Annotated in this window: 8 protein-coding genes; 2 read left to right on the top strand and 6 right to left on the bottom strand. The window is 68.7% G+C overall.

The features are described 5' to 3' along the window. Nucleotides 1-53: 53 nt before the first annotated feature. Nucleotides 54-977 carry a GNAT family N-acetyltransferase gene (locus AC3EO4_RS53450; RefSeq protein WP_431904163.1) on the top strand — a complete coding sequence of 308 codons (924 nt, stop codon included), beginning with the start codon at nucleotides 54-56 and terminating at the stop codon, nucleotides 975-977. Here AC3EO4_RS53450 and AC3EO4_RS53455 read toward each other — a convergent pair. The 4 genes from AC3EO4_RS53455 to AC3EO4_RS53470 all read right to left on the bottom strand — a co-directional run bounded on the left by AC3EO4_RS53455 (nucleotide 945) and on the right by AC3EO4_RS53470 (nucleotide 7,573). After that, complete coding sequence (locus AC3EO4_RS53455; protein WP_431904164.1) at nucleotides 945-2,951, bottom strand: molybdopterin-containing oxidoreductase family protein; 2,007 nt, start codon at nucleotides 2,949-2,951, stop codon at nucleotides 945-947. The genes AC3EO4_RS53450 and AC3EO4_RS53455 overlap by 33 nt on opposite strands. Before the next feature lie 52 nt (nucleotides 2,952-3,003). After that, on the bottom strand, nucleotides 3,004-4,551 hold the full coding sequence (locus AC3EO4_RS53460) for a M28 family metallopeptidase (RefSeq protein ID WP_431904166.1): 1,548 nt from the start codon (nucleotides 4,549-4,551) through the stop codon (nucleotides 3,004-3,006). 80 nt (nucleotides 4,552-4,631) lie between these two features. Beyond that, on the bottom strand, nucleotides 4,632-6,161 hold the full coding sequence (locus tag AC3EO4_RS53465; RefSeq protein ID WP_431904167.1) for a M28 family metallopeptidase: 1,530 nt from the start codon (nucleotides 6,159-6,161) through the stop codon (nucleotides 4,632-4,634). 104 nt (nucleotides 6,162-6,265) lie between these two features. Continuing rightward, nucleotides 6,266-7,573, bottom strand: coding sequence for a M28 family metallopeptidase (locus AC3EO4_RS53470; protein ID WP_431904170.1), 1,308 nt, complete (start codon nucleotides 7,571-7,573; stop codon nucleotides 6,266-6,268). Between the two features lie 209 nt (nucleotides 7,574-7,782). Between AC3EO4_RS53470 and AC3EO4_RS53475 the strand changes: the two genes are divergently transcribed. Continuing rightward, nucleotides 7,783-10,161, top strand: a complete 2,379-nt coding sequence (locus AC3EO4_RS53475) for a flippase-like domain-containing protein (RefSeq protein WP_431904172.1) — start codon at nucleotides 7,783-7,785, stop codon at nucleotides 10,159-10,161. 166 nt (nucleotides 10,162-10,327) lie between these two features. Here AC3EO4_RS53475 and mgrA read toward each other — a convergent pair whose 3' ends face one another. Together mgrA and AC3EO4_RS53485 are read right to left on the bottom strand one after the other, a co-directional pair. Beyond that, complete coding sequence (mgrA, locus tag AC3EO4_RS53480) at nucleotides 10,328-11,323, bottom strand: L-glyceraldehyde 3-phosphate reductase (RefSeq protein WP_431904175.1); 996 nt, start codon at nucleotides 11,321-11,323, stop codon at nucleotides 10,328-10,330. After that, nucleotides 11,320-13,416 carry a S9 family peptidase gene (locus tag AC3EO4_RS53485; protein ID WP_431904178.1) on the bottom strand — a complete coding sequence of 699 codons (2,097 nt, stop codon included), beginning with the start codon at nucleotides 13,414-13,416 and terminating at the stop codon, nucleotides 11,320-11,322. Before AC3EO4_RS53485 ends, mgrA begins: the two co-directional genes overlap by 4 nt. Nucleotides 13,417-13,590: the final 174 nt, after the last annotated feature.

Below are 13,590 nucleotides of genomic sequence, written 5' to 3' on the forward strand. Positions count from 1 at the left end.
ACATCGGGGAATCACCCTGAGAGTCCCCCGAGGCCGGCTGCCATGATGCGGGCATGCAGGAATTCACTCTTGAGCGGCTTGGCGACGACGACGCGGACCGGCTGCGCGCCCTCAGGCTGCGCGCCCTGGCCGACGCCCCCGACGCCTTCGGATCCACCTACGACAAGGACGCCGCCTACCCGCAGGAGAAATGGGTCGAGCGCCTGTCCAACCCTGACTCCGTCTGGTTCGTGGCGGTGGGCGACGGCCAGGACGCCGGGCTGGTGTGCGGCCTCGAGGAGCACCCCGGCCACGTGCACCTGCTGTCGATGTGGGTCGCCCCGGAGGCCAGGGGCGCGGGTCTGGCAGGGCGGCTGGTCGACGAGGTCGTCGCGTGGGCCCGCGCCCGTGAGGCCGAGGAGATCGGCCTGTGGGCCGTCGACGCGAACGCCGCCGCCCGCGCGCTCTACGCCCGTAAGGGCTTCCTGCCCAGCGGCAGGGTCATGGCGCTGCCGTCCAACCCCGGCCTGATGGAGTCGCACTACGTGCACTCCCTGGTCTTCCGTACGGCACGCGCCGCCGACGTGCCCGCCGTAGTGGCGCTCATCCTCGACGACGCGATCGCCGCGGCCAGGACGGGACAGTACGGCGACGAGCACAGGGCCGCCTTCGAGGCCATCGACGCCGACCCCAACAACGAGCTGATCGTCGCGGAGCTGAAGGGCGAGGTGGTGGGCACCATGCAGCTCACCTACATCCCCGGCATCTCCCGGCGCGGCGCCACCCGCCTCCAGGTCGAGGCGGTGCGGGTCGCCGGCCACCTGCGAGGGCAGGGGTGGGGCCGCAAGATGATGGAGTGGGCGCACGCCAAGGGCAGGGCCAGGGGGTGCGCGATGGTGCAGCTCACCTCCGACAAGAGGCGCGAGGACGCCCACCGCTTCTACCGCTCCATCGGCTACACCCAGTCACACGAGGGGTTCAAGCTCGAGCTCGACTAGGTTGTCGTGGTAGACGGCGCCCTTGCCCATGTCGGCGTCGCGCTCGTCCACCACGGCGTTGGGGTTCGATCCGCCGATGGTGTGCTTGGGCCATCTGCCCTTGGGGCTGGCCACGACGCCCTTGGCCACGCGGTCGCTGACCTCCACGTCGGCGAGGAAGTAGCCGTTGTGGTTGACCACCCTGACGCGCTGGCCAGTGGACAGGCCCCTGGCCTGCGCGTCGGCGGGGTTCACCAGGATCACGGGGTCCTTGGCCCTGCGCAGCAGCTCGGGGTTGTTGCCGAACGTCGTGTTGAGGAAGGTGTGCGAGGCGGGCGTGATCAGCGTCAGCCTGTCGCCCGCCGTACGGGAGGACAGGGAGGGCACGAAGGCCTTGCCGCGCCGGGGGAAGCGCAGCCTCCCCGACGGGGTGGGGAACCCGTCGGCGAACGGCTTGAACGGCGAGGGGTAGCTCATCCGTACCCACCCCTCCTTGCGCAGCCGGTCGAGCGTGACGCCGTCGAGGGAGGGATGGCCGCTGGACAGCAGCTCCGCGGCCAGCTCCAGATCGGAGTCGTACAGCGAGGGCTCGGTCATGCCCATGTGGGCGGCCAGACGCCGGAAGGTCTCCGTGGTGGACAGGGCCTCGCCCGCGGGCGCGACGGCGGGCTCGTTCCACATCAGGTACATGTGGCCGTATCCGGCGTGCAGGTCCATGTGCTCGGTCTGCATGGTGGCCGGCAGCACGATGTCGGCGTAGTCGACCGTGTCGGTGGGGAACTGCTCCATGACGACGGTGAACAGGTCCTCTCTCAGCAACTGACGCCTGATCCTGTTGCTGTCGGAGGTGGAGCCCATCGGGTTGGCCATGTAGACCCACAGGCACTTCACGTCGTCGAGCTCGGAGGCCAGCCGGGTCATGAACCTGGTCTTGACCGGCCGGGCCAGCAGATCGTTGCGGCGGTCGATGTTCAGGTGGACGTGGTCGCTGGTGGAGTAGGCGACGCCGCCGCCCGGGTGGCGCCAGTCGCCGGTGACACCGGGGATGGAGGCGATCGTCCGCATGGCGGTGCCGCCGCCCTCGTGCCGCTGGATGCCCATCGTGGCGCGGATCGCCGTGGGGCGGGTGTGCGCCAGCCTCATCCCCAGGCTGTGGACGGCCTCGGACGGGATCCCGGTGACCTCGGCGGCCCGCTCGACGGGCCAGTCCATGATCTCGGCCCTGAAGTCCTCCCAGCCCTCCGTGTGCTGGGCCAGGTACTCCTCGTCCTGGGCGTTCTCCGACAGCACCACGTTGAGCAGCCCCAGCGCCAGCGCGGCGTCCGTGCCGGGCCTGATCGCCAGGTGCTCGTCGGCCTGGTCGGCCGTCCTGGTGCGGATCGGGTCGATCGCCACGACGTAGGCGCCGCCGGCGCGGCCGTCCTGGATGAACTTCCACAGGTGGTGGCCAGTGGTCAGCGTGTTCGTGCCCCACAGGATGATCAGCTTGGACCGGGCGAAGTCCTCCGGGTCCATGCCGCCCGCCGTGCCCTGGGTGCGCGACAGGCCCAGGCTGCCGGCGACCGAGCAGATGTTGAGCACGTGCTTGGACGCGCCGAGCACGTTCCAGAACCTGCGCCCCGCCACGCCCTCGCTGCCCTGCAGGTAGCCCAGCGACCCCGTGCCGAGATAGGGCCAGACCGCGTCGCCGCCGTGCTCGTCCACGATCGCCCGGAGTTTGGTGGCGATCTCGTCGAGCGCCTCGTCCCAGGTGATCCGCTCGAACTGGCCCGAGCCCTTCGGCCCCGTACGGCGCAGCGGATGCAGGATCCTGTCGTCGGCCCTGGTGTGCTCGAGGTAGCGGTTGACCTTCACGCACAGGGCGCCCCGCGTGTACGGCTGGTCGGGGTTGCCGCGCATCTTCACGGCCTCGCCGTCCTTGACGGTCACCACCCATGAGCACGTGTCGGGGCAGTCAAGTGGACATGCCCCCAAAACTCGCAGTTCACCCGACATGGATTCGAGTGTAGGCGCAGCGTCCCACGCGGGGACGCCGCGCCTGCGAGCGTCAGCTCAGCGCCTTGGGCACCTCATCGCTGTGCGAGGTCTTGGCCCTGGTGGCGATGCCGGGGGCGTGCGGCCCGTTGATCGTCGAGGAGTCGAAGGCGTAGGTGCCCACGAGCGTGGCGATGGCGTCGGCGTTGACGTCGAGCGCCGTGTCGTTGATGTTCTTGATGGTGTCGCAGGCCTGGTGGTAGCACCGGTCGTAGCGCTCGCCGGCCGTACCGCCCCACTTGGTCACCTCGTCGGGCGTCTTGCGCTTCTCCGCCCCGGTGAACAGGCCGCCCGCCGGGATGCCGACCGCGATGAACGGCCCGTAGTCGGAGCGGCCGTCGAAGTCGGTGCCCTTGTAGGCCAGGTTGCGCGAGGCGTAGAACTGCTCGAAGTACTTCTCGATCTGCGCCGATCCCTCGGGACCAGGACCGGAGCCCACGCCGTCGGAGTTGTCGCCGTCGTAGATGTGGTAGACGAAGTTCGGCGAAGCGATCATGTCGAAGTTGAGGTAGAGGGCGATGTCCGCCTTCTCCTGCTCGGTCAGGTTCGCCACGTAGTGCTCGGCCCCGAGCAGGCCGAACTCCTCACCGCCCCAGAAGGCGAACCGCACCTTGTTCTCCGGTTTCGACTTGGCCATCTGGAGTGCCACCTCCAGGATCGCGCCGACGCCCGAGCCGTTGTCGTTGATGCCAGGGCCGTCCTCGACCGAGTCGAGGTGACCGCCGACCATCACGACGTTGTCCGCACGGCCGTGCCGCGACTCGGCCAGCACGTTGTAGGACTCGTAGGTCTTGATCTCCGTCTCCCACGAGAACGTGAACCCGACCTCCGCGCCCGGCGTGGCCGCCAGGTCCCTGCCCTCCCAGAAGCTGGTGAACAGCACCGGGATGTCCTGCGGTCCGCCCAGGTCGGGATTGACGTCGGCCTCCGTACGGCCCTCCTGCCCCTCGTTGAACAGCACGACGCCGGTGGCGCCCGCGGCCTTGGCGTTGGCGACCTTCACCGCGAAGCTGCAGGTGCCGCGCTGGATGAGCGCGAAGTTGCCCGCGGTGAACCCGGCGAAGTCGGCCGCCTCGCAGCCGGAGCTGGAGGAGTTCGGCGTCGGCCCCGGCGGGATCATCACGTCGACGGGCTGGATCTTGGCCGAGAAGCTGCCCTCCGCGGTGTGACCCGACGGCACCCAGTCCAGGCCCAGCGCGTACACCTTGGGGTTGGGCGACTTGCGCTCGAAGACCGGCTTGGTCTTGAACTCCTCGTTCTCGAACGTGAACTTCTGAGTCGAGACCTGGTACCCGGCCAGCCGCAGCAGTGTGGCCACGTAGTCACGCGATAACTCGAAGCCCCGCGTGCCGTCCACGCGGGTGCCGCCGTTGGCCTTCCCGATGAGGTCCAGCACCCTGAGGTGGTTCTTGACGTTCTTGCCGTTGACGGCCTTGACGAGCTTGCGGACCGAGTTGTTGTTCGGGTCGGCGTGCGCCGTACCCGCGACTGCCAGAGGTGCGATGAGGACGGCCGTGGCCAGCGCGGCGCTGAGCAGGCCCTTCGTTCGGCGATGACTCATGAGACTCCTCGATAGCGGTTGGTCCCCCGAGAGCACGCGAGCGGCGGCCCGCGGACTGGTCCGCGGGCTGCCGGTGAGGTCTAGCTCAGCTCCACCTTGTCGTGGCTGTGGCCGTCGACGCTCAGTCGCGCGGCGCCGCTCTTACGCGGCCCGGCCGCACGCACGCCGTTGACGGCGTCCGTGCTGAAGGCGTAGGTGCCCATCAGCGTGGCGATCGCGTCGGAGTTGACGTCGAGCGCGGTGTCGTCGATGTTCTTGATCGTGTCGCAGGGGGCGTGGTAGCAGGGGTCGTACTCGATCCCCGCGGTGCCGCCCCAGATCTTGGCCTCTTCCTCGGTCTTGACCTTCTCGGCGCCGGTGAACAGGCCGCCGCCCGGGATGCCCGCGTCGATGAAGGCCTTGTAGTCCGACCTGCCGTCGAACTCGCTCGCCTTGTACTGCAGGCCACGCGAGGTGTAGAAGGCCTGGAAGTCCTTTTCGATCTGTGCCGAGCCGGCCGGTCCAGGGGTGCCGAACACGTCGCCGTCACCGTCGTACACCTCGTAGGTGTAGTTCGGCGAGGCGATCATGTCGAAGTTGAGGTAGAGGGCGATCTTCGCCTTCTCCTGCTCGGTCAGGTTCGCGACGTAGTGGTTGGAGCCGAGCAGGCCGAACTCCTCGCCGCCCCAGAAGCCGAAGCGGACCTTGTTGGCCGTCTTGTGTTTGGCCATCTGCAACGCCACTTCCAGCACGCCGCCGGTGCCCGAGCCGTTGTCGTTGATGCCGGGACCCGGCTGGACCGAGTCGAGGTGCGCGCCCGCCATCACGACGTTGTCGTCGTCGCCCCACCGGGACTCGGCGAGCACGTTGTAGGTGGTCCGCTTCTCGGCCAGCTTGTCGAACGACACCTTCACCGTGGTGCCGGGCTTGGACGCCAGCTCGTTGCCGACGCCGAAGCTGGTGAAGAAGACCGGCACTGGAACGTTCTCCCCGATGGCCGGGTTGACCCGTGCGGTCGTACGGCCGGGCTGTCCCTCGTTGAAGATGATCACAGCGGAGGCGCCCGCGGCGACCGCGTTGGCCACCTTGTCCGCGAAGCCGCAGGTGCCGCGCTGGATGAGCGCGATGTTGCCCCTGGTGAAGCCCGCGAAGTCGGCCGCCTCGCAGCCCGAGGTGGAGCCGGGCGTCGCGGGCGGCGGCAGCACCACGTCGACCGGCTGCACCTGCGCCGTCACCGCGCCCGTGGCGCTGGCGCCCACCTCGTTGAACTCCGTGACGTGGGCGAACGACTTCGGCTCGGGGCTGGTGCGCTGCAGGACGGGCGGCGTCTTGTAGCCCTCGAAGTCGAACTCGAACGGCTGGATCGTCACCTTGTAGCCCGCGAGCCGCAGCACCGAGGCCACGTAATCACGCGAAAGGTTGTAACCGCGGGTGCCGTCTACGCGGGTATTGCCATTGGCCTTTCCGATGAGATCAAGCACTTTCAGATGACGCTTGACATTCTCGCCCTTGACCGCTCTCACCAGCTTGCGGACCGCATTGCTCGGCGAGTCCGCGTGAGCGGTGCCGGCGAACGTCAACGGCGCGACGAGAACGGCGGCCAGCAGGCCCTTGCCCAGGCGGGAACGCACGAGTGCTCTCCTCGGAGAATGAAAATGATTGTCCCTGACGGCTAAGCGCATGTTCGGAAAGGTATATTGGCGACCCTTTATCGGAAAGGCCCCGAGGCGTTTTGTTATCTGGGCCGGGCGAACGTGGTTATCACCGTCGCTATCGCGTCGGCCGATACGTCCAGCGCCACCGCGTCGATGTTCTCCAGGGTGTCGCAGGCCTGGTGGTAGCAGGGGTCCAGGGGGGCGCCTGCCGTACCGCCGAAGAGCTTCGCGTCGCGCCTCGACTTCTTCTCCTCGGCGCCGGTGAACAGCCCGCCCGCCGGGATCCCCGCCTCGACGAACGGCCCGTAGTCGGAGCGTCCCGAGAAGTCCGCCCCCACGTACGGCAGGCCGCGCCCGGCGAAGAACCGCACGAACTCCTGCTCGATCTCGGCCGACCCCTGTGGCCCGGGCCCCGCGCCGTCCCGGTCGGAGTCGTCGCCGTCGTAGATCCCGTACGTGTAGTTCGGCGAGGCGATCATGTCGAAGTTCAGGTACATCCTGATCTTCGCGCGCTCCTCAGGCGTGAGGGACCCGACGTAGTGCCTCGACCCGACCAGACCCAGCTCCTCGGCGCCCCACCAGGCGAAACGCACCGCCCTGTCGGGATGGTAGGCGGCCATCCTCAGCGCGATCTCCAGCAGGGCCGCGCTGCCCGAGCCGTTGTCGTTGATGCCGGGGCCGTCCTGCACCGAGTCGAGGTGGGCGCCGACCATCACCACGTCGTCGGTCGAACCCGTCGGGGTCTGGGCGATCAGGTTGCTCGTGGTGTACCGCGAGCTCTCGGTGCTGGTCGCGACCCTCACCTCATGAGCCTGCGCCACCGCCGCCCCCGTCGTGGCGTCGACGCCGACCACGGGGATGCGCTGGGGAACGCCCGCGCTGCCGGCGAACGAGCCGCCCGGATTGACCACGACGAGCGCGCCGGCGCCCGCCGCCGTGGCGTTGGCGGCCTTGGCGGCGAACGTGCAACCACCCCTGTCGACCACCGCGATCCCGCCCGACCTGAAGTCGGTGAAATCGGTGTTCATGCAGCCCGCGCCCACCTTCCGCGGGTGCCCCGTCACATCGCCGTCCGCCGAGTAGGTCAGCGTCGCGACCGTGCCGACGTCCTTTCCGTCCACCAGCAGCCGCCCGGGGAACAGTTCTCTGTAATGATCGAAACGGAACACCTGCCGCTCGACCGTGTATCCCGCCTCACGCAGCCGCGCGGCGACATAATCGGCCGAGGCGTCGTAACCGGGAGTCCCCGCCGCCCTGGTACCGCCATACGTGTCGGAGATCGCCTGGAAAGCCCGCAGATGGCTGAGAACGTTGTCGATCTGCACATCGTCGGCGAGGGAGGACCCCGGGAGCGCGACGGCCAACGCTGCGAGGAAATGGGTGATCATGCCCGGCATGGTGGCAAGCTTTGTGCACCGGGTATGGCAAGGCACGTCGTTGCTGGCAGAGTCGTTACCCGGTGCAGTGCCCTCGGTGGGGATTGTGGACACTGGAGTTAAAGATCGCACGCTCACGCGGGAAAGGTGCAGAATCGCTGTCGGTGGCAGACATCAGGGAAAGCGAAAAATCGGCGGACTCCGCGGAGGAGCATCCAGTCGTGTCTGAAGCGCGCGACGAACCTACCGTGTTCGTCGTCGAACCACTCCTGCCTCACCGGCTGCGCAGGCCGTCGGACGCGCTCCGCTTCCTGGCCACGCTCATCGCGCTCACCGCGGTCATCCTGATCATGCTGGTCGCCAAGCAGACGCTCATCGGCCTCGAGCAGGACGTCACCCAGGGCACCGACCGCGCCCCCGCGCTCCTGGCCGGCATCGCCACCTTCCTGAGCGGCGCCGCCGTCCTGGTGGTTCCTGCCGCGTTCGCCGTCGAACGGGTCTTCCACCGCGACGGCCTGCGCGTCGCCGAGGGACTCGTCGCCGCCATCATCGGCATGGCGGGCTCCTACCTGATCGGCCAGTGGCTGGTCACGGCCGGCCCCGACGACCTGGTCACGCTGCTGACCGGCGGACGCGACCTCGAACCGCTCAACGCGCTCCTCAGCTCCGTGGTCGCCTACGCCACGGCGGTCCGCATCTCCAGAAGGCCCACATGGCGCGCGCTCATGTGGACGGTGACCGCGCTGTCCATCTTCGCGCTGTTCACCGGCAAGCAGATCACGCTGCCGAGCGCGATCGTCACCGTCCTGTTCGGCATGGCCGTCGGCTACGGCACCCTGTACGGCGTCGGCAGCCCCAACACCCGCCCGCCGGGCAACGCCGTCATCGCCGCGCTGCGCAAGCTGTCCTTCTCGCCCGTCTCCGCCAGGCGCATCGACGACGACCACCAGGGCAGCCGCCGCTACGCCATCGGCCTGTCCGACAACACCAGCCTCGACGTCACCGTGCTCGACCGCGACCGCCAGGTGGCGGGCCTGCCGTACCGGCTGTGGCGGCGGATCAGGCTCAACTCGGAGACCAGGCGGCGGGCCATCCGCTCGCTGCGCGCCGAGCTCGAACGCGAGGCGCTCATGGCCTACGCCACCCAGGCGGCCGGCGCCAACACCCCGCGCCTGCTCGGCACCAGCGAGATCGGCACCGAGGCCGCGCTCCTCGCCTACGAGCACCTCGAGACCCGCACCCTCGACGACGTCCACGACAGCGAACTCGACGACGACCTGCTGGCCCAGATCTGGGAGCAGGTGCTGCTGTTGCAGATGCAGCGCCTGGCGCACCGGCGGCTGACCGGCGACAGCATCCACCTCGACCGCGAGGGCCGCGTCGTCCTCACCGACCCCCGCAGCGGCGAGGTCGCGGCGGGCGACCTGCTGCTCCGGATCGACATCGCGCAGCTGCTGACCTACCTCGCCCTGCGCGTCGGCGCCGAGCGCTCGGTCAAGGCCGCCGCCGCCGTCCTCGGCCCCGACGCCCTCGCCGGAGCGCTGCCCCTGCTCCAGCGCATCGCGCTGACCAGGCAGACCAGGTCGGCGCTGAACAAGAAGAAGGACCTGCTGCCCGCCATCCGCGAGCAGATCGAGGCGCTGACGCCGCAGGCCGAGGTCGACGAGGTACGGCTGGAGCGGTTCAGGCCGCGCACCCTCGTCACCATCATCGCCAGCACCCTCGCCGCCTACTTCCTGCTCTCGCAGCTCAGCAAGGTCAACCTGCTCCAGGTCATCACCACGGCCAAGTGGGAGTGGGGAATCCTCGCGCTGGTCGCCTCAGGGCTCAGCTTCGTCGCCGCCGCACTCATGATCAGAGGGTTCGTTCCCGAGCCGCTGCCGCTCGGCCGTACCGTGCTCGTGCAGTTCGCCTCGTCCTTCGTCAAGCTGGTCACACCGCCCGCGGTGGGCGGCGTCGCGATCAACACCCGCTACCTGCAGAAGCGCGGAGTGCCGCCCGCCCTGGCCGTCGCCAGCATCGGCGCCTCCCAGGTGATCGGCCTGGCCAGCCACATCGGGCTGCTGCTGCTGTTCGCCTACATCACAGGGTCGAGCGCCACCACCTCGTTCACACCCTCGCGCGGGCTGCTGGCCGTGGTGCTGGCCGTCGCCGTCCTCATGGTGATCGTGCTGGGCGTTCCCCGGCTGCGCAGGATCATCACCAAGCGGCTGCGCTCGCTCTTCTCCAACGTCGTGCCGCGCCTGCTCGACGTGCTGCAGTCACCCCGCAAGATCGCCGAGGGGTTCGGTGGCATCCTCTGCCTGTCGCTGGCGTTCGTCGTCTGCCTGTACGGCTGCGTGCGCGCCTTCGGCGGCGAGACCAGCTTCACCACGATCGCCGTGGTCTTCCTGACCGCCAACGCCATCGGCTCGGCCGCGCCCACACCTGGCGGTCTGGGCGCGGTCGAAGCGTCGCTGGCCGTCGGACTGACGGTCGCGGGAGTGCCCGCGGAGTACGCGACCTCCTCGGTGCTCCTCTACCGGCTGCTCACCTTCTGGCTGCCGGTGCTACCTGGCTGGGCCGCCTTCACCTACCTTCAGCGGCACGAGGCCCTGTGAGCGAGGGAGCCGGTCGGCACAGCATCTCGATCACGAGGGCGACGAGGTCGGCCTCGTGAGCGAGCGGAGCGAGGGAGCCGGTCGGCACAGCATCTCGATCACGAGGGCGACGAGGTCGGCCTCGTGAGCGAGCGGAGCGAGGGAGCCGGTCGGCACAGCATCTCGATCACGAGGGCGACGAAGTCGGCCTTGTGATCTTGTCGATCTGCTGGAGCTCGTCCTCGGTGAACGCGGGCCCGTCCACGCTGGCCAGGTTGGCCTCCAGCTGAGTCACGCTGCTCGCGCCGATCAGCACGCTGGTCACCCTCGGGTCCCTGAGCACCCACGACAGCGCCATCTGCGCCAGCGACTGCCCGCGCGCCCGCGCGATCTCGTTGAGGTCGCGGGCCAGGTCGAGGTCGATCCTGTCGGCCGACAGGAACCTGCTCGTCGCCGCCCGCGAGTCCGCGGGCACGCCGTCCAGGTAGCGGTCGGTCAGCAGCCCCTGCGCCAGCGGGGAGTAGACGATGCAGCCGATGCCCTCCTCCTCCAACGTGTCCAGCAGCCCGTCCTCGATCCACCTGTTGATCATCGAGTACGACGGCTGGTGGATCAGCAGCGGCGTGCCGAGCTCGCGCATGATCCGCGCCGCCTGCGTGGTCTGCTCGGCCGAATAGTTGGAGATGGCCGCGTACAGCGCCTTGCCCGACCGCACCGCCCTGTCCAGCGCGCCCATCGTCTCCTCCAGCGGCGTCTCCGGGTCGGGACGGTGACTGTAGAAGATGTCGACGTACTCCAGGCCCATGCGCTGGAGCGACTGCTCCAGGCTGGCCAGAAGGTACTTCCTCGAGCCCCACTCCCCATAGGGCCCCGGCCACATGTCGTAGCCCGCCTTGGTCGAGATGACCAGCTCGTCGCGGTACCCCTTGAAGTCCTGGGCGAAGATGGCGCCGAAGTTCCGCTCCGCCGAGCCGTACGGCACGCCGTAGTTGTTGGCCAGGTCGAAGTGCGTGACACCACGGTCGAATGCGGCACGCAGGATGGACCGCGAGTTCTCGATCGGCCGGTCGTCGCCGAAGTTGTGCCACAGGCCGAGCGACACCTGGGGCAGCTTGAGCCCGCTCCTGCCGCTGCGGACGTAGGGCATCTTCTCGTAGCGGTCCTCCGCCGCCGCGTAGCTCACTTCGTTCCCCTCTCGATGATCCAGGACAGTGCGAACGCCTCTTCCTTCCAGGCGTCATAGCGCCCGCTACGGCCGCCGTGGCCCGCGCCCATCTCCGTCTTCAGCAGGAACGGCCCGCCGTCCGCGGTCGCCCGCAGCCGCGCCACCCACTTGGCGGGCTCGTGGTAGAGCACCCTGGTGTCGTTCAGGCTGGTGATCGCGAGGATCGGCGGGTAGGTCCTCGCCGCGACGTTCTCGTAGGGGGAGTACTCCTTCATGTAGGCGTAGACGTCGGCGTTGTGCAGCGGGTCGCCCCACTCGTCCCACTCGATCACGGTCAGCGGGAGTGACGGGTCGAGGATGGTGTTGAGCGCGTCGACGAACGGCACCTCCGCCACCACGCCGGCGAACTCCTCGGGAGCGAGGTTGGCCACCGCACCCATCAGCAGCCCGCCCGCCGAGCCGCCCCTCGCGATGATCCGGTCACTCCAGCCGGACGCCTTGAGGTGCCTCGCCGCGGCGACGAAGTCGGTGAAGGTGTTCTGCTTCCTGGTGAGCTTGCCCTCCTCGTACCACCTGCGGCCCATCTCGCCGCCGCCCCTCACGTGCGCGATCGCGAACGCGAACCCGCGGTCGAGCAGGCTGAGCCTGGCGACGGAGAAGCTCGGGTCGATCGAGGTCTCGTAGCTGCCGTAGCCGTACAGGACGGTGGGGGCGGGCTTGGTCGCGTCCTTCCGCTTCACGATCGAGATCGGGACCTTGGTGCCGTCCTCCGCGGTTGCCCACTCCCTGAACTGCTCGTAGTCGGACGGCTCGTAGCCGCCGAGCACGGGGCGCTGCTTGAGGAGGATGAGCTCGCGCGCCTCGAGGTCGTAGTCGTAGACGCTCGGCGGGGTGATCATGCTCGTGTAGCCGAGGCGCAGGCGCTCGGTGGTGAACTCGGGGTTGCCCGCGGGCGCCACGTCGTACAGCGGCTCGGGGAACTCGATCTCGTACGCCGAGGCGAGGAGCCGGCTACGAGACGGCTGCCCCCCTCCGTTGTCCTGCGGATAGGGAAGGATGCGGATGCCCGTCAGGCCGCTGCGGCGGAAGTGGACGACGGCGTGGGTCGCGAACGCGTCGATCTCCAGCAGGCGGGTGTCCTCGCGGTGCTCGATGAGCGGAGTCCACGCGCCGGGATCGTCGAGCGGCGCCGTCGCGAGCTCGAAGTTCTCCGCGTTCTCGTTGTGGAGGACGAAGAAGCGGTCGCCCGCGTGCTCGATGCCGTACTCGACGCCCGTGACGCGGCGGCGCACGACCGTGAACTCGCCCGCCGGGTTCTCGGCGTCGAGGATGCGAACCTCGCTGGTGATCTTGCTCCCGGCGCCCATGACCAGGTACTTCTCGCTACGGGTCAGGCCGATGCCGACCCAGAAGCGCTCGTCGGACTCCTCGTAGACCAGCACGTCCTCGTCGGCGGCGGTCCCGAGGGTGTGGCGGTAGACCTGGAAGGGCCGCCAGGCGTCGTCGACCCTGGTGTAGAAGAACGTGGTGCCGTCGGCCGACCAGGCGCCGCCGTAGAAGACGCCGACGATCTCGTCGGAGAGCTTCTCGCCCGTCTCCAGGTCCTTGAACGTCAGCGTGAACCGCTCGTCGCCCTTGTAGTCGGTGGAGTAGGCGAGGAGCTTGCCGTCAGGTGTGACGGCGCTGGTGCCGACAGAGAAGAATTCGCTGTCGCCGGCCAGCTCGTTGCCGTCCAGCAGGACCTGCTCGCCGGGGAGCGTGCCGTCGGCGGTGACCACCGGCGGCGTGTCGCCGTCGGCGGGCACCCGGCAGGAGATGCCGTACTGCTTGCCTTCCTGTGTGCGGGAGAAGTACCACCAGGCGCCCTTGCGGCTGGGGACCGACAGGTCGGTCTCCTGGGTGCGCCCCTTGATCTCCTGGAAGACCTGCTCCTGCAGCTCTTCCAGGTGGGAGGTCTCCTGCTTGAGGTATTCGTTCTCCTGTTGGAGATAGGCGATCGTGTCAGGGTCTTCCTTGTCGGTGAGCCACGCGTACTCGTCGATCACGGTGTCGCCGTGATGGGTGCGCTCGCTCGATACCTTCTTCGCCAGAGGCGGGATGTGGCTGCTCACCTGGCCGAGTCTACGTTTCGCGTCTCGAGCGGTCTGGAGCGCTGCTAATCTTTAGGAACCGACGCGGCGCGGCGCAACCACCTGGCGGTCAGGCCGCTGAGCGTCGGAAACCCCGACAACGCAGCAGTTCTGAAGATCGGTTTGTGAATCGGTCAGAGGGCTGGTAAGTTAGAG

The sequence above is a fragment of the Nonomuraea sp. bgisy101 genome (genome assembly GCF_057708945.1).